Origin of the sequence: Limosilactobacillus kribbianus (assembly GCF_026413145.1) — a bacterium.
Classification (GTDB): domain Bacteria; phylum Bacillota; class Bacilli; order Lactobacillales; family Lactobacillaceae; genus Limosilactobacillus; species Limosilactobacillus kribbianus.
In genome coordinates this window covers 42977-60874 of the sequence record NZ_JAOVYZ010000006.1, presented here as the reverse complement: position 1 = coordinate 60874, position 17898 = coordinate 42977, and the positions used below count along the sequence as shown (strand labels likewise).

The 17898-nt window shown below is 44.6% G+C and carries 22 protein-coding genes; 14 read left to right on the top strand and 8 right to left on the bottom strand.

Annotated features, from left to right (window positions below; translation table 11 throughout):
* The coding region (locus tag OCT58_RS02895) for a transposase (protein ID WP_267201342.1) at nucleotides 1-451 on the top strand (451 nt) is incomplete at its 5' end.
* A 257-nt stretch (nucleotides 452-708) separates the two neighbouring features.
* Nucleotides 709-2064, top strand: a complete 1356-nt coding sequence (locus tag OCT58_RS02890; RefSeq protein WP_267201341.1) for a GHKL domain-containing protein — start codon at nucleotides 709-711, stop codon at nucleotides 2062-2064.
* Nucleotides 2065-2113: 49 nt separating this feature from the next.
* Here the strand turns inward: OCT58_RS02890 and OCT58_RS02885 are convergent, their stop codons facing one another.
* The 4 genes from OCT58_RS02885 to OCT58_RS02870 all read right to left on the bottom strand — a co-directional run bounded on the left by OCT58_RS02885 (nucleotide 2114) and on the right by OCT58_RS02870 (nucleotide 6136).
* Nucleotides 2114-2824 (bottom strand): zinc ribbon domain-containing protein, encoded by a 711-nt coding sequence (locus tag OCT58_RS02885; protein ID WP_267201340.1) that lies wholly within the window; start codon nucleotides 2822-2824, stop codon nucleotides 2114-2116.
* 100 nt (nucleotides 2825-2924) lie between these two features.
* Nucleotides 2925-3785 (bottom strand): GRP family sugar transporter, encoded by an 861-nt coding sequence (locus OCT58_RS02880; RefSeq protein WP_267201339.1) that lies wholly within the window; start codon nucleotides 3783-3785, stop codon nucleotides 2925-2927.
* Between the two features lie 136 nt (nucleotides 3786-3921).
* Nucleotides 3922-5412 carry a sensor histidine kinase gene (locus tag OCT58_RS02875; RefSeq protein WP_267201338.1) on the bottom strand — a complete coding sequence of 497 codons (1491 nt, stop codon included), beginning with the start codon at nucleotides 5410-5412 and terminating at the stop codon, nucleotides 3922-3924.
* Nucleotides 5413-5422: 10 nt separating this feature from the next.
* Nucleotides 5423-6136 (bottom strand): response regulator transcription factor, encoded by a 714-nt coding sequence (locus tag OCT58_RS02870; protein WP_267201337.1) that lies wholly within the window; start codon nucleotides 6134-6136, stop codon nucleotides 5423-5425.
* 210 nt (nucleotides 6137-6346) lie between these two features.
* Here OCT58_RS02870 and OCT58_RS02865 point away from each other — a divergent pair, with 210 nt between their 5' ends.
* Nucleotides 6347-7390 carry a zinc-binding dehydrogenase gene (locus tag OCT58_RS02865; protein ID WP_267201336.1) on the top strand — a complete coding sequence of 348 codons (1044 nt, stop codon included), beginning with the start codon at nucleotides 6347-6349 and terminating at the stop codon, nucleotides 7388-7390.
* 183 nt (nucleotides 7391-7573) lie between these two features.
* Here the strand turns inward: OCT58_RS02865 and OCT58_RS02860 are convergent, their stop codons facing one another.
* The 4 genes from OCT58_RS02860 to OCT58_RS02845 form a co-directional block, all read right to left on the bottom strand.
* Nucleotides 7574-8659: a site-specific integrase gene (locus OCT58_RS02860; RefSeq protein WP_267201343.1), complete on the bottom strand. Its 1086-nt coding sequence runs from the start codon at nucleotides 8657-8659 to the stop codon at nucleotides 7574-7576.
* 290 nt (nucleotides 8660-8949) lie between these two features.
* A complete protein-coding gene (locus tag OCT58_RS02855) occupies nucleotides 8950-9630 on the bottom strand; it encodes a hypothetical protein (RefSeq protein ID WP_267201335.1) in 681 nt (226 codons plus the stop codon).
* An 8-nt stretch (nucleotides 9631-9638) separates the two neighbouring features.
* Nucleotides 9639-10022, bottom strand: a complete 384-nt coding sequence (locus OCT58_RS02850) for a hypothetical protein (protein WP_267201334.1) — start codon at nucleotides 10020-10022, stop codon at nucleotides 9639-9641.
* Between the two features lie 134 nt (nucleotides 10023-10156).
* Entirely contained in the window at nucleotides 10157-10978 is an 822-nt protein-coding gene (locus OCT58_RS02845; RefSeq protein ID WP_267201333.1) for a helix-turn-helix transcriptional regulator, read from the bottom strand.
* A 178-nt stretch (nucleotides 10979-11156) separates the two neighbouring features.
* Between OCT58_RS02845 and OCT58_RS02840 the strand changes: the two genes are divergently transcribed.
* The 11 genes from OCT58_RS02840 (at nucleotide 11157) to OCT58_RS02790 (ending at nucleotide 17729) form a co-directional block, all read left to right on the top strand.
* On the top strand, nucleotides 11157-11402 hold the full coding sequence (locus OCT58_RS02840; protein WP_267201332.1) for a helix-turn-helix domain-containing protein: 246 nt from the start codon (nucleotides 11157-11159) through the stop codon (nucleotides 11400-11402).
* Nucleotides 11403-11426: 24 nt separating this feature from the next.
* Nucleotides 11427-11816, top strand: a complete 390-nt coding sequence (locus OCT58_RS02835; protein WP_267201331.1) for a hypothetical protein — start codon at nucleotides 11427-11429, stop codon at nucleotides 11814-11816.
* Between the two features lie 14 nt (nucleotides 11817-11830).
* Nucleotides 11831-12115: a helix-turn-helix domain-containing protein gene (locus OCT58_RS02830; RefSeq protein WP_267201330.1), complete on the top strand. Its 285-nt coding sequence runs from the start codon at nucleotides 11831-11833 to the stop codon at nucleotides 12113-12115.
* 307 nt (nucleotides 12116-12422) lie between these two features.
* Nucleotides 12423-12611: a hypothetical protein gene (locus OCT58_RS02825; RefSeq protein WP_267201329.1), complete on the top strand. Its 189-nt coding sequence runs from the start codon at nucleotides 12423-12425 to the stop codon at nucleotides 12609-12611.
* Complete coding sequence (locus OCT58_RS02820; RefSeq protein WP_267201328.1) at nucleotides 12612-12914, top strand: hypothetical protein; 303 nt, start codon at nucleotides 12612-12614, stop codon at nucleotides 12912-12914. It abuts the gene before it with no gap.
* Nucleotides 12915-13092: 178 nt separating this feature from the next.
* Complete coding sequence (locus OCT58_RS02815) at nucleotides 13093-13302, top strand: hypothetical protein (protein ID WP_267201327.1); 210 nt, start codon at nucleotides 13093-13095, stop codon at nucleotides 13300-13302.
* Nucleotides 13293-13769 carry a hypothetical protein gene (locus tag OCT58_RS02810; RefSeq protein ID WP_267201326.1) on the top strand — a complete coding sequence of 159 codons (477 nt, stop codon included), beginning with the start codon at nucleotides 13293-13295 and terminating at the stop codon, nucleotides 13767-13769. Before OCT58_RS02815 ends, OCT58_RS02810 begins: the two co-directional genes overlap by 10 nt.
* Complete coding sequence (locus OCT58_RS02805; protein WP_267201325.1) at nucleotides 13762-14532, top strand: bifunctional DNA primase/polymerase; 771 nt, start codon at nucleotides 13762-13764, stop codon at nucleotides 14530-14532. Before OCT58_RS02810 ends, OCT58_RS02805 begins: the two co-directional genes overlap by 8 nt.
* Nucleotides 14529-16124 carry a DNA primase family protein gene (locus OCT58_RS02800; protein ID WP_267201324.1) on the top strand — a complete coding sequence of 532 codons (1596 nt, stop codon included), beginning with the start codon at nucleotides 14529-14531 and terminating at the stop codon, nucleotides 16122-16124. The genes OCT58_RS02805 and OCT58_RS02800 overlap by 4 nt, the downstream gene beginning before the upstream one ends.
* Before the next feature lie 370 nt (nucleotides 16125-16494).
* The gene (locus OCT58_RS02795) at nucleotides 16495-16917 is read left to right on the top strand and encodes a hypothetical protein (RefSeq protein ID WP_267201322.1); all 423 of its coding nucleotides are present in this window, start codon (nucleotides 16495-16497) and stop codon (nucleotides 16915-16917) included.
* A gap of 446 nt (nucleotides 16918-17363) precedes the next feature.
* Entirely contained in the window at nucleotides 17364-17729 is a 366-nt protein-coding gene (locus tag OCT58_RS02790) for a primase-like DNA-binding domain-containing protein (protein WP_267201321.1), read from the top strand.
* Nucleotides 17730-17898: the final 169 nt, after the last annotated feature.

Here is a 17898-nt window from a genome sequence, read left to right as displayed (position 1 = left end):
TGAAGGGGAACCAGAGTGGGAAGTACTAATTACTAATCTTCCAAAGGATCAGTTTCCGTTATCACGAATGAAGAAGTTATACCATTTACGGTGGGGAATTGAAACGGCCTTTTCTAAACTAAAGTACGCGCTAGGCGCCATTCAATTTCACTCTAAGAAAGATCAATTCATCGAAATGGAGCTTTATGCCAACTTAATTATGTTTAATGTTGTTAGTGCAACGATCAGTCAAGCTTATGTCCAGCAAACTAATCATCGCCACTGGTATGCCATTAATTTCAAGATGGCGACCAAAATTGTTCGATATTATTATCAGCGCAATCTGCAGGCCAAATTTTCAGAGTTATTAATTCAGATTCAAGCTTACCTGATTCCAATTCGTCCTGGTCGTCAGGACAAACGGAAGTTAAAAGCTAAAAGAGCCATCAGCTTTGTTTATCGCGTGGCTTAAATCAGCAGGGAACCCGAAATAACCCTTATTTTAGTATGCTTTAAATTAACTAAGGCCACCTAATTAGTAACCGCGATTACTACTTAGGTGGCCTTAAAATTAACGAATTACTTTTCAAACGACATCCTGTAAGAACCGACCACTAATTGTCAAGCTCTTAACTTAATGACATTGGACTGAAAATCCTGACCACTTTTTTTGATTGGCATGGTAAGATGGGACGTTGACTATTTTTTATCTTGATAGGTGGTTTAGCAATGTCTCTTATAAATACTTTATCAACAATTCTGGCATCCTTTAACGGTAACTATGTCGGTATCTTTTTATCCTTCATTCTCCAACCGCTCATCGCGGCCTTTGGGACTTATAAGATTTTCAATTTTCTGACCAACATCCGAATCCCCTGGTGGTTCTTGATCCTGACCTCGTTTTTCTATTTATTTGTCCCGGTTTCACTAGCACTCGTCATCCTGGCAACCTTCATCATCGCACTACTCATCTACTTTATCGTTGCCAGGTGCCACATCAGCTTTACCTATATCGCCAGCAACTTCATTTTTGTTATGGCAATTTATGAATTTACGATGGCAATCCTCGGCCCAACCGTTACGGCCATCTATGGTACTTTCTCGCCGAGTACTGTGATTGCCTTCAACAATTATGGTGCGGACGTGATTATCATCATTGAACTGCTCCTGGCCTACCTCTTTATCAAAAAATTCAAGGGCAGCTTTGACCGCTATTCGACCATGGTCATTCGACAGCGCCCCTTGCTCGCCTGGTTATTCAACCTCTTTTTGCTTTCGTTTAATGTTTTTCGCTTTGCTTTCCATAATCAGTTTCTCCACATCAATACATTCATGTTTGTCTGTATTGGAATCCTCTACTACCTCTTGACCGTTGCTTTTGTCAAACTCGCGGCAAACTATTTCTACTACTGTGGGCTCGCGCTTAGTCAAGCCACGGAACTGACTAACCTGCAGACCTACACCAGCCATATTGAAGAAATGTATGATGACCTGCGGCGTTTCCGTCACGACTACAAGAATCTCCTTCTCAGCTTAAATGATGCCGTTCACGACGGCACCATCGAGGAAGTCCGGCAGATCTTTGACCACGTTGTTTTGCCGACCAATTCCAACGTCGAAATCTGGACAGCAGTGCTTGGCCACCTCGCCAACATCAAGGACCTGGAGATCAAGAGTCTGGCCTACAGTAAGGTGATGGCGGCCATGGATAAGCAGATTGACGTCACTATCGAGGTTGTCGAACCGATCACGCTGGTAAAGGCCATCAACATTACCGATGCTCTACGGATGATCTCGATTCTCTTCGACAACGCCATCAATGCGGCCGCCCAGTCCGAAGAAAAGAAGATTAGCTTTAGCTACTTTAACAAGGAGCAGGAGCAACTGATTGTAATTGGCAACTCAACGAAGGACGAGCACGTCGATCTCAACCAGTTAAATGGTCACTTCACTGGTCTCACCACCAATCGGCATTCACTTGGCCTGCGAAACCTGCGGATGATCTTGAATAAATACCCGTTGATCGCCCACAATACCAAGTCCGCCAACCACTGGCTCGAACAAGTACTGATTATTCATCGCTAAAAAAAGCCGAAAAGCGCAGGAAAATTTTCCCGCCTTCTCGGCTTTTTTATTAGTCTGTACTGGTCCCAATTGAGATGACCTTGGCGTAGCCGACCTGCCTTGGCTTGCCCGCCCCGGTAAATTTAGCAGGGTGAAGCTTAGCATCAGGAATGAAACTATCATTCAGCGCAATAGTCTTCCGCTTCAGCCGCATTTGAATACTTACTTTCCGGGGACCGGTAAAAACAACCCTTCCGTGCCCCGTCTTGATGAGGTAGTGACGGTGCGTCCGATAAAGTTTATCAATGTGCCCAATCTCAATATTCTTTAAGTTTGCCGCTCCCGTCTGATTGCTGCCAACGTAGGCCGCCCGAAATTCATCATCTTGAGGATCAATATGCTCATTCACCACAAAGTACTCAGTGGACTGGTAATGATGACCTTGATCGTAGCAGACCACCCTTGCCCCGATATAGTGATTTGACTGTTGGGTCCGCTGGGCGCAATAGATCATCGCAACTAGGAAAACACCAACAATCAAAACGCTTAAAATTATCATCAGTTTTTGATTAGACTTTTTCGTTTTGATTTCCGGTGCCACCCGCCGCGGCTGCTCGTTTAACCTGGTATGGCAGACCGGACATTCCTTGGTCCCCAACGCACAGACTTTGCCACACTTGGGGCAGACCAGTGCCAACGTTCCCGGCAGCTTGGCCCCGCAGTTTTGACAAAAAATGTTAGCGTCAGCATTTTCTGTATTGCACTTCGGACAAATCTTCATCGTTTAGTTCCCCTATTGCTTATTAAAGCAAGTATAACATCAACGGGGTCCGATATTCACAATTGAATATCGGACCCCGTTGGTCACTTAATTATCAATTCTAGGCAAAAATGGTTCCAATGCTGCCGAGCACAATCAAGATGATTCCGCCAACGGTAAAGCCCATCTCGCGCCGCGTCTTTTGTTCATGCAAAACGAGAACACCACCGAGCGTCGCGATGATGACGTTCATCTGGGTGAAGACGAAAGCGCCGGTCACCCCGAGGGCCCGACCGGCGAAGATGTAAGCCAGCGCCGCAATCCCCCATGACAGACCACCGAGGATGTTTAGGTACTGCTCCTTCTGTTTGAAGGCGTAAGCATGGCCGGAAGCGATCGTGTAGATCACGGAGCCCAGCAGGATCCCCAGCATCTCTGGCAGTAAGACCCCCAACGCATCTTCATGGCTAACAACCGGCATTTTTGGAAAGGCCGAGTAAACCCAGTAACCAATCGTCGTGACCAGCAGGAAGAGGAAGTTCTGCATCGTCACCTTCTTGCCAGTCTTGCCGTCGGAAACGGAAGTCATCAGCGCACCGATGATCACAATCAGCAGGGCGATGAACCCAATCGTCAGGGCCCGGGCACCGCGCCATTCGCCGAAGATGATGACCCCGATCAGGGAGTTACCAACCAGCTGAAAGACCGTCGACAGCGGAATCGTGTTGGAAACCCCCATCCGCTTGAAGGACACGAACTGCCCGATCTGACCAATCGTCCACAGGGCCCCACAAAGGACCGAGAACCAGAAGCCAGTCGTGCTGACGCTCGGGTGACCAACCAGAAAGGCCACGATCCCCACAATTGAGGCCCCGGCACCAATTCCAAACATCTGATTAATTGTCGAACCACCGATCTTACCGGTGATCAGCGGCATGATCCCCCAGCCAAGGGCAGGGACCAGCGCAAGTAAATAAACCATAATACAATTCTCTCCTATCAATCAATACTACAAGAAAGTAATTTAGCACAATGCAAACGTTTACGCAAGCGCTTTCTATTCGTTAATCATTGAGCAAAGTATTATAGTTACTTTAAGATAGCGTTCTCAGGACATTTTAATTTTTTTGCTGGGGCTGGTGGTCAGCACTCCCAGTATGCGGTGCATGGTCACGGTCCGGGAAGAAGATTGTAAAGGTAGTTCCCTTTCCCTGAGTACTCTGCACATCGATCTTACCGCCATGCAGGCGAACCAACTGGTGGACAATCGCCAGCCCCAGTCCGGACTCGCCATATTTGGTGTTCATCCGGGAGCGGTCGGCCTTGTAGTAGCGTTCCCAAATATTAGCCAATTGGTCTTCAGTCATCCCGATCCCATTATCGGCAACCTGAAAACGGCTCCCCGTTTCTTCCAGGCGCCCGCTAATTTTGATGGTCCCGTTTTGGGTAAACTGAATCGCGTTTTGGATGATGTTAAACATGATCTGGACGAAGCGATCATAATCGGCGTAAACCCGCAGGTCGCTCGGCACATCCAGTTTCAACTGATCGCCCTGAGCGGTAGCTTTCTTTTCTAGTTGTTCCCTGAGATTCGTCAAAACAGCCGCGGCATCGAAGACCTTGCGTTCCATTGAGATTTGATTGGTTCGAATCTTCTCGTAGTCTAGATTGTCGTTTACCAGGCGAATTAAGCGCTTAGTTTCGTTTTGCATCAGCTTGATACTGTGCTTCTTGTCCTCTTCCGGAATGACATCATACTCCAGCCCCTCGAGGATCCCGTTGATCGTTGTCAGCGGGGTCCGCATCTCGTGAGCCGCGTTGGCCATGAACTGTCGCCGCCGTTCCTCCTGGTGGCGAATTTCCTTTTGCGAGGCATTTAGTGACCGGGTCATCGTGTTAAAGCTCTGCGCCAGATCGGCAACCTCATCCTTTCCGCTAGTGGCGACCTGAACGTCATAGTTCCCCTTGGCGACCTCGTGGGTGGCGGCCCGCAGGTGTTCAATCCGTTTGGTAATCGAGCGGGCCAGGAAATAGCTGACGATCAGCGTCAGCAGCGCGGCGATCACAAAAGCTACCAGCAAGTTTAGGATGATCTGGTGCATATTTTCCTTAATCGTCGAGATGAAGGTGGCAATTGAAACCACCGCCACCAGCTTGCCCTTGTAGAAATAAGGCTTTAGGACTTCGGTAATTTGCGGTTTATTCGTGTTGGCAACCTGGTGATTCATCTTAGCCATGGTCTCCCGGGTACAAATGATCTTGCCGTCCTTTAATTTGTGCCACTGTTCCTTAGTAATGGTGGGCGTAAAACCGTTGCTAGCATAGACCTGCTGGCGGGTAGCATCATAGAGGGCAAAGTGGACGTGCTGACGCGTCAAAAGATTGGCATTGCTCTGAAGCGACTGGGTGGCAAAACCAATAAACTGTTTATTTGCCGGGTCGTAGCGGATCGAGTCTTGAACCAGGCTATCCGCATAACTTTTCATCTGGTTCCAGGTATTATGGTAGAGCGTTTTGTTGGTTACTTGAACAAACGAAATGCTGAGAATTGCGAGTAAAACAATAATGATCGTAAAAAAAGTCAGCATCAACCGATACATTAGTTTCATGGCTTAGTTCCTATTCCTCTTCATCATCGAACTTGTAGCCAACACCCCAGACCGTCTTGATCACCTGGGGGCCGACCTTCTCCAGCTTTTGCCGCAGCTTCTTGATGTGGGCGTCCACCGTTCGCTCATCCCCGTAGTACTCATAGTCCCAAACCAGTTGGAGCAGCTGCGAACGGGTAAAGACCTGGCGCGGTTTGGAAGCCAAGGTCTTCAGCAGATCGAATTCCTTGGGCGTCAGATCGCTGACCGGTTGGTCGAAGAGGTAGACTTCCCGCGTCTTGGTATTCATCTTGAAGTGTTCGGTTTCAATGTCAAAGTCGCTGGTCGTCGCCGTCTGCTGCTGACTAAGTTTAGCCAGCTGAGTCCGGCGATAGAGGGCCTTCATCCGGGCAATCAGCGTAATCGGACTGAAGGGCTTGGTAACATAATCATCGGCCCCGATCTCGAGTCCCAAGACCTGGTCGCTTTCGGTGTCCCGGGCCGTCAGCATAATCAGCGGCACCGTTGGCGAAATCCGACGAATATCGGCCGCTACCTGCATCCCATCCTTCTTCGGCAGGTTGAGGTCCAGCAAAATGATGTCCCATTTGTCGGGAGCGGCCGCAAATTTTTCCTCGGCCGCGACTCCATCATAGGCGAATTCATAGTCCCAATTGTTCTTCTTAAAGAACATCGCCATCATCTCACAGACAGAGTGGTTGTCCTCAATCATAAGAATATTCATGTCATCGCACTTCCTAACTTTTAAAAAACTGCGCATTTTCTTTAGTTTAACATTCTCCAGGCCCCGGCGCCCGTCTTCCGATCGAGAAGTCATTATTCTTTCACATTTACCATCATGCAGCAGATGCATGGTCAGGTATTAGGTTTAAGTATTACAACTTTGTGAAGCAATCGGCTATAATGAAAGTGATTACAGAAAGGGGACCTTTTTATGAAATCTGCTGTATTTGCGAAGAAAGGTGAAATGAAGCTGGTTGACATTGAGAAGCCAACCGTTCAAGCTCCGGATGACGTCATTATCAAGGTCGTCCGGACCTGCGTCTGTGGTTCTGACCTCTGGAACTTTCGGGGAATCAATCCGCTAGAACCGAATGAAGAAAATTCTGGTCACGAGGCCATTGGAATTGTCGAAGAAGTTGGAGCAGACATCACCACGGCCAAGCCAGGGGACTTTGTAATTGCCCCATTCACCCATGGTTGTGGCCACTGTTCCGCTTGCCGGGCAGGCTTTGACGGTTCCTGCCTGAGTCACAGTGACAACTTCAGCAATGGCGTCCAGGCCGAATATATTCGTTTCCAGCATGGTCAGTGGGCCCTGGTTAAAATCCCCGGCAAGCCAAGCGACTACAGCGAAGGGATGCTCAAGTCCCTGCTGACGCTGGCCGACGTCATGGCCACTGGTTACCACGCCGCCCGGGTTGCCAACGTCAGCGCGGGCGACACGGTCGTCGTCATGGGTGACGGTGCCGTTGGCCTCTGTGCCATTATTGCCGCTAAGCTGCGGGGCGCCAAGAAGATCATTTCTACTAGCCGGCACGCCGATCGTCAGGAGCTGGCTAAGGAATTCGGTGCCACCGACAACGTTGCCGAGCGTGGTGACGAGGCCGTCAAGCAGATCATGGAATTGACCAACGGCGACGGTGCCGATGCAGTCCTGGAGTGTGTCGGGACGGAGCAGTCAACCGACACCGCCATGAAGGTTGGTCGTCCAGGTGCTATTGTGGGCCGGGTCGGTCTGCCACACACACCAAAACAGGACATGACCACCCCATTCTACAAGAACACGATTGTTGCCGGTGGTCCCGCATCCGTCACCACCTACGACAAGGAAGTCCTGCTCAAGGCCGTTCTGGACGGTGAAATCAACCCCGGCAAGGTCTTCACCAAGAGCTTTAGCTTGGACAACATTGACGCTGCCTACAAGGGGATGGATGAGCGTCAGGTTATCAAATCTTACGTGGTCGTTGCCGACTAATTAAATACGATTTGCTTAAGGAGCTGTGTCTCAGGACATGGCTCCTTTTTTGTGCCAAAATAAAAAAGTTGCTAAGCACTGCTATGACAGCGTTTAAGCAACCCTACAATGGAGATGACGACCATACACGACCCTTATATACCGGGCTTTATGGTACTTTTTTCCGCACTTTTTCCGCATTACTCATAATTCCGCTAACTTATCGATAATCAGCGTATCGTTTTTCGCTTTGTATTCTTCTATTAAGTAGGAATAAGTTTTCAACGTTACCGTGATATTTGAATGTCCCAGCCTTTTCGATATGGCGTAAATGTCTACGCCCTTGCCCAATAGATAAGCAACATGAACGTGTCGCAGTGAGTGAAAGTGGAAACCTTGCTTTTTTAACTTACATGACGCCATAATAGAACGTAAACATTTATTCAGAGCGTTACTTGTGGGGATGGTCCCCAGTACATTCTGAAATACCATAACCGATTGATTAGCTTTTAGATCAGCTAAGTGATTGAGTAACTCACGATTAACTTTGATCGTCCGTTTACTTGATTTAGTTTTAGTTGATTTGAAAGCTTTTTTCTTTTCGTCCCACGATTTACTTATGCTGATCGTTGCATGGAGAAAGTCTATGTCTTTCCAGGTGAGCGCTTGTATCTCACTCTTTCGCATTCCCGTGTAAATAGCAGTCAAGATCATATAGCGGCTGGTGTTGTAACGGTTAAGCTTGCCAATTACAGCATTTTTAAGAGTTACCAACTCATCATTGGTTAGGTACTCTACTTTGTATTCCCGTTCCTTGTTATTAACTAGCTTGACGTTGTGGGTAAAGTCTTTCGTTATTACATCATCATCAATTGCATAGCCCACACAGGAACGAATGGCACCGTTTAACTTAGAAACACTGGACATTGCGTGCTTGGCCCCGTACTCATTAATAAATTGCTGGTAATCAGAACGACGAATGGCCCGCAGCTTCTTATCACCAAAATAGTTACTGATTACCTTATGGAAAATCTCATATCTACTTTTAGAAATACCGGAAAGTCCATTCTGTTTGTAGGTTTCATACCAGCGCTGGTAATAATCAGCTAGTGATATATCCTTTAACGGTTGATTGATTGCATTAAGCTTCTTTTCCAATGCAACGGCAGCAGATACCGCTTCACGTTTTAACTTAAAGCACCCGGCAGATCTTTGCCGCCGTTTCCCGTTCTCGTCACGATATACCGCAACGCCGTAGTATCCTTTTTTAGCTTTCCTTACATAACTCATAAGATAACCCCTTTTCATTCGCACAGCTCCCCAGCGTGGCAATGAGAGGGGTATTTTTATGAGTGGACCAGGCTGGACGTGTACCCGGTCCAGTCCATGATACGAATAACATCCCCAGAAGTGTGGAAAATTAACGGGCGCAATTTTGAGCTGGTTGAAATTCCCGGCAGCATCTCAAAGGCGGAGATGGGTTCCCATATAATACCGTCGTGAATTGCGACGGTTGGTCAAACTATCGACACTTTATATTTATCAGCGATTGGTAATTTATTTGGGGCAATTTCCGAACCTTATTTCTTAATGAGTTTAATTTGTTGAAGGTCGGTATTTAACGTCTGGCCGTTTGAGAGATTAGCGGTAACATGAGTAACTTGTCCAGAGTCTGAATCAGATTCAGTACCAAGAATTTCGTTAACATCACCATCAGAAGTTGTTAAATTACCGCTACCTTGCATAGCTTTGATTTCATATCGGCCAGGCTTAATATCTTGGCCAACCTTCCATGAACCAGCAGACAAAGTAGTTTGATATTTAGGCTTTGGCGTTGGCTTGAAATCAGTTGACTGGATACCTTCTAGCTTAATGGTTTCGCCCTTGTGAAGGTCGGCAGTATATGAGGTAATCTGCCCAGCGTCATCATCTTCTGAAGTACCTAAGATTACGTTGATACTTCCAGACTTGTTAGTAAAATTACCGCTACCGTTTGTTGCCGTAACAACATATCGACCAGGCTTGATGTCTTGACCTACTTTATAGGTTCCTGCACCTAGCGTTACCTCTTTGGCTGTATTCTTTACTGGTTTGCTTGTGGCACTTGAACTACTGGATGAACTTGAAGAATCATCACTACCAGCTGCTGATCCAATAACAAATATTAAAATTACAACGAGTACCCAAACCCACCAGCGCTTATACCAGGGCTTTACTTGTACATATGTATTTCCATCTTTATCAACCATCTTTTTAGCCATAATAAAACCTACTTTCTAACTAAAATTAAAACACCATCAATTGCGTAGACTATTCCAGGAATGATGCCATATTCCCCACACATAAAAAGAATGATTAGCCCAAATACGAGAATGAGCCATCCAATTAATGTCCGCTTTTTATTGATAAAGAACACGAGAACAAAAGCGGCTATGGCGAGAACTAGCCCTAACATCATTTTAGCGGTATAGTATCCGCCGCCACCAAAGGCATCAGCAACGCTGGCAGCCCCAAAACTGCCACCGATGCACACAACAGACAGAACAATAGCAATAATTCCGATAACAATTTCGAGTGTACGCTTGCGATCAGAATTGCTTGGGGTTACTTGTTTATAGACGTTCCCCTCGTCGTCTTTGATCTTTTTAGCCAAAATAATCCTCCCAGTAGCTTTTAACGTCGATCACGTTTGGACGTAACTTCACAGTAAATAAAATTGAGAATAATTTGTTTCAATAAAGACAGAACGTACAAAAACATACGGTGAAAGTGTTTCATAAGAATTAATCATTTCAATTTATTTAGTTTTTCCTTAGTTTGATTTAGCACATCCATTACCCTTTGATAAACGTCAGCGCTAAGCCCTTCTGGCAACTTAGTTAAGTCCTCAGAATTGATAAAACGTTTCCCTTCACTAAATGAAGTCGTTGTCCCAAAAACGTCCGCTTTTGCCTGATTTATAACAAAATACGACAAATCATCGCTAACCATATCGATAAAAGACTTGTTATCCATACATTGCAAATACTTTTCTCTAACAGCTTCATAAAACTGAATGATTATTTTATCTATGTCTTTTCTAGTTGCAATCTGCTCTAGAGAACCTTTCTGGGAATATTTAGTAAGGATTCCATTCTTAATCTCATTCATGAACTCACCGAGCTTCACAGTATCCGAAAACTTTCGTAACGTATCGGTGGTGTCAAAAAGGCAAGCTCTTTCAGTATAGTTAAATGGATTACCATATTTTGGCCGAAGTCTTGGTATGTTTGGGATAACGTCATACTTGTTTCTACCAGCGAATGCATACATTAATTTGATAGAAGAATAAGTTAGAGAAATAATATCGCTAATGGTGTAGTGCTGCTTGTTAATCTCATTTCTGGAATTTTTGGATATTCCTTGTAAATAAGGGGTAGAAACGTCTAAATAATCAGCTAATTTAATCCAGCTCTTTAATGATGGCTCACGTTGTGCTTTTTCATAATAAGCAATTGCCTGTTCAGATACACCCAATAATTTTGCTAAATCTTTTTGCGTTTTATGCTGCGCTAATCGAACTTCTTTGATTCGATTATTGTTCATAGGCGCTTTTTTATTTTGTGACACAATACTCACCACTCTTTCATTAAACCATAATATGACTATTTAACACTTTTATCAACAAATAGTTGACCTAACAATTTGTTGGGTATATATTTAACTTGTAAGCTCAACAAGTAGTTGGGCTGTATTTTTAGACGCTAACCCAACAATTTGTTGGTAAAGCAAAGGAGATGATACCTAAATGTCTATGTACTTATCTGATAAGCAGGTAACGGCTATCAAGCGCAAACGTGGAGAGCTTAACTTATCCACAGTAGCGCTTGGCCGCCAGCTTGGTTTGAGCCGTTGGACGCTGGACAACATTTTCAAGCGTAACCATCGTAAGGTAACACCAGCTACATACAAAAAGCTAAGCGATTGGCTCATTGATGAATACGCAACGGCTGATATTAACGACAGTCGGACGGTAGCAGCACAGAGCAAGTAACAACAAAGAAAGAGGTATTTCAGAATGAAGAATGTTGACACTCAAAAGATTTTAGATGAATTGAACAACCGCAAGGCAGAAACGTTTGAACTACAAGACGGCGACCAAGTTCGCCTGGAGAATGGTATTTTCACCGCTGGAGAATATGAAGACGGAATGGGCTTTGATATGACCGTTGAAGATCACACCGCAGACATCCCTTTTATTGGTGAGATTTACTACGGTGGAAACCAGCCGACGGAAAGCACGCCGTTAGAAGATCGGACTTTCATTAAGGAACATGACATCATCAAATACGCAGACGTTTCCTACATGGTTGTTTGCCTACAACAAATGGGATTCAGAAATGGATATACTTTGATCGCCCTAGACAGCTTAAAAGACGCAGCTAAAGCCTTGCTAGACCGCATTTAGGGGGATGATTCAGCATGGATATTGGAGTAAAGCTACCGCCGGAATTAGAGCAGGCCACCCTTTCAATGGTCAAGGCTGCTATTGAACAGGTGGTGGCAGACACAAAGACAACGAACCACTGGCCAGAGTATATGAACCAACGACAGGCTGCTAAGTATCTGGGGACTTCACCAGGTACCCTCATCAAGTGGGAAAGAGCAGATATTGGCTTTCCTACCATCACAATCGAGGGTAGCAAGCATTACTGTAAATCATCCCTTGATAAGTGGATGAAGTCACAACAACAGCAAAATAACTAAAGCATGGCTCCCCAGCGTGCAATGAGTAGGGAAAACAGGACGGGTCCAATTCTGGACTGGCCAGTAAAAGTATGGCTCAACGCAATTTTGCGTTGAGCAGAGTAAAGAATAGCCGAGCGCAATTTTGCGTTCGGCAGCAGAACAGAGGTAATCATGATGAAAGCATTACGCACTATTGATAATCGAATACTGGCATTCTGGTATACGGCGCCAAGTGACCGCTTGTGGGCTTACCTGGCAACATTTGTACCAGTAGCAGCCTTTATTATTGGCACAGTTACTCAATTTACCAATTAGGGGGAACAATATGAAGCTAAGTAAGGACGCCAAGTTATTAAAGAGTTCGCTTCTTTCTGACATTGAAGGCAATGTCAAGACGCTAAACGGCACCGCCAAAACATACACCGACGGCCAAGAGGTTAGCGCCCTCACCTTGATTGATGAAAGTATCCAGGAACTAGCAGAGCTTAAAGACCTATTGAAGGGGGCCAAATAGATGGAACATTTAGACAAGGACGAGCAGCGAATTATGGAGCTACTACCTAAAGGGATGGAACGGCCCCGACCGCAAAAAGAGATTATGAAGATCACAGGCTGGAGCAGTCGTAAGGTTCGGATGACCATTAGTCGCTTAATCATACTTCATCACAAGCCAATCGGCGCAGTGTACCGGAAGCCCAATAATGGTTACTTCATTATCACTAATGACGAGGAACGACAGCTGGCATTGGAACCACTGGCCTCACAGATCGCTGAACTAAAGAAACGGACACAAATAATCAGAGACATTGAGTTTTAGAAAGTAAATGATGATTATGCTTCATGAAATAAAAAAGCCGTTAACGCTGGATAACTACCACATCACACAGCATTAACAGGCTCACAAATATAGGCATAGCGGCAATATGTGCCGCCTTGTCTATTCTATCATGAAGCGATTCAGTGGGGACATCCCCAACACAGAAAGGAATACGACAATGAAAAAAAGTAATTACAAATTCATGTTAGCAGACGACCACAAGGGCAATAAGGTACTCGCGGTTATTAAAGGTGAGTTCTCATCTAGCCTAGTTAGCCAAGCTAAGATCATCGACGACAGCCGTTTCAAAGACACCGCAGAACAGCTCAAGCGCATTATCGACGCTTCCAGTGTTAAAGAAAAGGATGGTGACAACTCATGCAACTAATTACCCTCACAGCGCCAGACGGCCACCGGGAGCAGTGGGACATTAACTTAACCACCCACGCCTTGCGGTTGCTAAAAAGGTACCTGGAGGACGCAGACGGCGGACACGCTATCAATCCCCTAGCCAAACAAGTTGAAGCCTTTACCGGGACTGACTTAACACGTGTCACTAATTGCTTAACTTATGCACTGGCAATTAAACATAATCTTTTCTACAAATTACAACTAATCACTAACGATGAAACACAGTTGCCACGAGTTTATATCATGCTAAGAGAAATGGACCAAACATCCCCTATCAAGCGGAATAATTCCAGACGGCTGGCAGCGAACCAGGACCTATTTACCGCAATTCAACAAGCAACCAACCGGGACCAGCAGATTATCAAGGAATTAGAAGCACTCGTCAAGCTTTTCATGGATGGTGAATTAAGCTACCCCAGTTTGGAAATGGCCAGCAATGGATAAGTTACAGAGCGCACTCAAATACGCAAGATTTGGCTATTCAGTTTTACCAATGAACGGTAAACATCCCCTAATCAAGTTCGCAAACCGCCCGGCACTTACCACAGATCAAATAGAGAAATGCTGGAGTAAGTACCCAAACGCTAACGTTGCTTTACGCACCACTGACTTCTTTGTAGTGGATATTGATACGAAACAAGCACACGGCAAGGACGGAATGGCTTCTATAAAGCAACTACCACCCGGCGTTATCTTACCTACTAGGACACAAAAGACCGCAAGTGGTGGCTATCAAATGTTTTACACGAAACCTCAAGGCAGCCACTTAAAGCAAGTGATTGGCCTACTTCCCGGCGTTGATATTAAGGCTCATCCTAACAATTACGTGTTAGTACCACCATCGACAACGGAAAAAGGTTACTATCGTTGGCTCAATGATGGGGCACAAATGAAACACCCCAGCGCCCTACTCTTAGAAATGATAGCAAACTATCAACCACAGTCGACCAGGAAGCAGCATGGCAGCTATCATCCCGGAAAGAAATGGACGGGCAGAGTGCTAGACAACATAGTTAAGGGCGCACCAGAGGGCCAGCGAAACGATTATTTGACCCGGCTATGTGGTCAGATGATTTACGCTGGAGCGGAAAACGACACCGTCTGGACGTTGATTAACTATGCTAACCAATTCAATACACCACCACTAGAGGACCGGGAAGTCGGAAAAATCGTTGCTAGTGTATTAAAAGAGGAGTTGAGAAAGTGAGCAAAAAAAGACAGGCGTTAGACACTAATAACCCCGTAGTTAAGGCATTAGGGCTTAACGCTTTATTTAATGACCTGGACCAGCGCCGCAGTCAACAAACTACGCCGCCAAAAACAATGAAAGAGTTAGAAGCGCAGTTACAGCAAGATGGTGAGCGGTGGCGAGATAAGCATAAAAAAGAGCTTAAAAACGGGAATACCAAAATCTTTCATCCCTCACCACGCACAGTAGCAGATATTCTAGAGAAATACTTACACTACGGAATTATTGCCGATGATGATGAAGAAATGGAACGGGGCCAGGTTTCGTTTTATGACCTGGACAGTGGGACATATAAGGCTAGTCAACGAACATTGGAAAAGCTTGCCACTTGTATTGAGCGTTCCTTAACCACCCGGCAGCTAGCAGAAATAAGACATTATCTGTTTTTAGATAGCCACCGTCTTACAGAAACCCGGACTAAATGGCTCATCCCCGTTAACAACGGTATTTACAATCAGCACACCCACAAGCTGGAGCCGTTCTCGTCTAAATACGTGTTCAGACACAAGATCATGACCAATTACAACGCCAATGCTACGGAACCATCATTCAATGGCTGGCAGTTGTCGGAATGGTTTCAGCAGATCGCAGGTGGCGACCGTGACAAGCTGCTACTGTTATGGCAAACCATATCGGCAGTGGTTAATCCTAATCTGACCACCGACGTTGCCATTTTCCTAGTGGACAACGGACAAGGACGCACTGGTAAAAGTACATTTGAGCGATTACTGGAAAACCTAGTGGGCGCTGGTAATTACGGCTCATTGAAACTAAAAGAGTTTGAAGATGATTTTAAGTTAGCAAGCGCCACTGGCAAGGCCCTATTAATTGGGGATGATAATAACCCAAACGACTATAACCGGACCAGTGAGAATTTTAAGAGCGTAGCAACTGGAGAAAACATCCTCATCAACCCTAAAGGACTTACACCATTTAACTATCGCTTTAATAACTTCATTGTTCAGTCGATGAATGGTATTCCACGTTTTAGCGACACTTCCGACGCCCTGTTCAGACGATTCCGGGTAATCGTATTCGACCATCAATACAAGGCCACCGCAGCCAACAAGCGTATCAAAGATGAATACATCAAGGACCAACGGCTGCTAGAGTTCGTACTAAAAAAAGCCCTTAGTATGACCCCAGACGTGTTACAAGACACCGCAGAAAGCCAGGAGATCATCAAGGACATCAAAGAAGACAACGACAGCGTAGATCACTTCATTGAGAACTACTTACCAGAGCTGGAGAGTACCCGTATTCCCGTTGCATTCTTGTTTAAGCTTTTCCTAGCTGCTATGGACTACGAGAACAACCCACAGAAAATCAAACAGCCCACCTTTACCCGTAGAGCCAAGCCACTAATGGCAGATAAGGGATGGGAATATTCCAGAAACAATTTAGCGCCACTTCTTGATTGGGAAAATGATGATATGAATAGGCTGAATGAATTAGATATTCACTACAAGTACGGCGTAAAGGTTAACCCTAGTAAAAAACAGCCGCTTTTTGTCAAAAGCAACAAAAATGGTAGAAAAGCAACAAACTGACTCACAAGTTTATAAATTGTTGCTTTTCGCCATCCATTGATACAACCACATTTACACACTAAAAAGCAACAAAGCAACAAAGCAACATAGAAATATTACATATAAAAGAAAAAACACTAAAATTAAGCTTTTTTCCTTAAAAGAGATTTTCTACTATAAAATCGTTGCCTTGTTGCCAGTGGCTTAAAAAGTCAGATATATCAAGGGGTTAGTAAGGTAACAAAACCTGGCAACATTCCTTTCTAGCTTGTTGCTTGTTGCCATAGGCACATTGGGCACCCTATAAAAGGAATGGCCAGGTACCATGTTCAGATTTTGCACCCTTAAAAGTAATGACAGATTAGTCGGACTATAAAAAGAGGTAATTACCATGAACCGTGAAGAAATTGAAGATCATTTATCTAGCGTCGTTCTGGGGCTTAATACTAATAAGATCAAACTGGTTCAGATTAAGAAGCTAGACAAGCAAATCGCAGAGAATGAAGCACAATTGAATAGAAGCCTAATCAAAATACCGTTCGTTCATAAAAAAGTACTGGACGACATGGGTATAATTAAACACCATGTTCCTACCCTGCTAGAGCAAAACAGGCAGCTTGTTGCCAAATACAATAAAACACTCAAAGAAGCGCAACAAATCGAGGGGCAGATAATTAATCACCTTAAAGCCGTTATTGATGATTACTCACACAGTACAGGTAAGAATAGGGAAACTAAGAAGAGGGTAATTGATAGCTATTTCAGTAACTACTCAATTAATGAAAAATTGTACGAATATGATCGACTAGAGTGATAAAAAGAAGCATCCCCCAATTACTGTTATATCAACGATAATCGGGGGATGATTTAATTTATTCGGCGGAAAAGGAACAGAATTGTAGTCAATCTGGAGAGCAAGGATAGACAATGACACTAACTAATAAATAAAGTTGGTCTATATAGTGGGACTACCTTTTTTTGACCTACGAGAACCAACATCCTAAGAATACTGTTAAATCAACAATTGCAAGGGTAATGAGCTTGTTATTTGTTGGAAAAGGATCTGAATTGTAGTTAATTTAGTGAGTGGTCAGAGCAAAGGATAGACCGTGTGTTCGATATGCTTAATTATTCTAAATATTCGGGCAGTTTTGAGGTAGCTAAGTGGTGAGTAATATAATTTATCGTTTATCACCTAAAAGCGCTTAGAAGAGCTTACAGAGCTAAATAAGAATATATTCAGAAATGGAGTTGATGATATTGGGTTGGTATCGTGGACGTTATATTTTTAGTAGACGCAGCCTGGCACGGATGATGGCAGAAAGTAAAACAGACTATCATTTCAGAGTTCGCAACAAGGACCAGGCAGACAAAACAGTAATTAGTTTCGTGTATTCGGACCAGGTGAAGAAAGACAGACGCTTTTATAGTGCTTGTCGTGTCGTCTATGATCGCTACAAGGAATATTGCAAGCAGCAAGGACTGGAGCCGCTAAGTTCCCGGCAGTTCAAACGCAACATGGAGTTATTGGGGTTCGTATACCAGAAGCACCATCGCTTTTATGCTGGATATTACAGTAATAAGGTTACGACAGCATACAAAAATATCGGTTTAGTGAGCGACTGAATGTTCCACCAACTTCACAACTTACCAATGTTCGATAATTGTTGATATAACGGTATATCTACTCAAAAATGGACTGGTCAAAACTGGACATTGCCGGGAATATTTGTAGTTAATCGAAGCTTAACAAAAGTTAACATTGCTTATAGTTTCGTAGTTAGATTGGTGGTGA

Excerpts from the sequence above, each read along its gene's own strand:
- OCT58_RS02870 (WP_267201337.1), bottom strand. The coding sequence starts at position 6,136 with ATGAATATTCTTATGATTGAGGACAACCACTCTGTCTGTGAGATGATG.
- OCT58_RS02805 (WP_267201325.1), top strand. The coding sequence starts at position 13,762 with ATGGATAAGTTACAGAGCGCACTCAAATACGCAAGATTTGGCTATTCA.
- OCT58_RS02830 (WP_267201330.1), top strand. The coding sequence starts at position 11,831 with ATGGATATTGGAGTAAAGCTACCGCCGGAATTAGAGCAGGCCACCCTT.
- OCT58_RS02840 (WP_267201332.1), top strand. The coding sequence starts at position 11,157 with ATGTCTATGTACTTATCTGATAAGCAGGTAACGGCTATCAAGCGCAAA.
- OCT58_RS02865 (WP_267201336.1), top strand. The coding sequence starts at position 6,347 with ATGAAATCTGCTGTATTTGCGAAGAAAGGTGAAATGAAGCTGGTTGAC.
- OCT58_RS02885 (WP_267201340.1), bottom strand. The coding sequence starts at position 2,824 with ATGAAGATTTGTCCGAAGTGCAATACAGAAAATGCTGACGCTAACATT.
- OCT58_RS02835 (WP_267201331.1), top strand. The coding sequence starts at position 11,427 with ATGAAGAATGTTGACACTCAAAAGATTTTAGATGAATTGAACAACCGC.
- OCT58_RS02820 (WP_267201328.1), top strand. The coding sequence starts at position 12,612 with ATGGAACATTTAGACAAGGACGAGCAGCGAATTATGGAGCTACTACCT.
- OCT58_RS02860 (WP_267201343.1), bottom strand. The coding sequence starts at position 8,659 with ATGAGTTATGTAAGGAAAGCTAAAAAAGGATACTACGGCGTTGCGGTA.
- OCT58_RS02795 (WP_267201322.1), top strand. The coding sequence starts at position 16,495 with ATGAACCGTGAAGAAATTGAAGATCATTTATCTAGCGTCGTTCTGGGG.
- OCT58_RS02855 (WP_267201335.1), bottom strand. The coding sequence starts at position 9,630 with ATGGCTAAAAAGATGGTTGATAAAGATGGAAATACATATGTACAAGTA.
- OCT58_RS02825 (WP_267201329.1), top strand. The coding sequence starts at position 12,423 with ATGAAGCTAAGTAAGGACGCCAAGTTATTAAAGAGTTCGCTTCTTTCT.
- OCT58_RS02890 (WP_267201341.1), top strand. The coding sequence starts at position 709 with ATGTCTCTTATAAATACTTTATCAACAATTCTGGCATCCTTTAACGGT.
- OCT58_RS02810 (WP_267201326.1), top strand. The coding sequence starts at position 13,293 with ATGCAACTAATTACCCTCACAGCGCCAGACGGCCACCGGGAGCAGTGG.
- OCT58_RS02880 (WP_267201339.1), bottom strand. The coding sequence starts at position 3,785 with ATGGTTTATTTACTTGCGCTGGTCCCTGCCCTTGGCTGGGGGATCATG.
- OCT58_RS02815 (WP_267201327.1), top strand. The coding sequence starts at position 13,093 with ATGAAAAAAAGTAATTACAAATTCATGTTAGCAGACGACCACAAGGGC.
- OCT58_RS02875 (WP_267201338.1), bottom strand. The coding sequence starts at position 5,412 with ATGAAACTAATGTATCGGTTGATGCTGACTTTTTTTACGATCATTATT.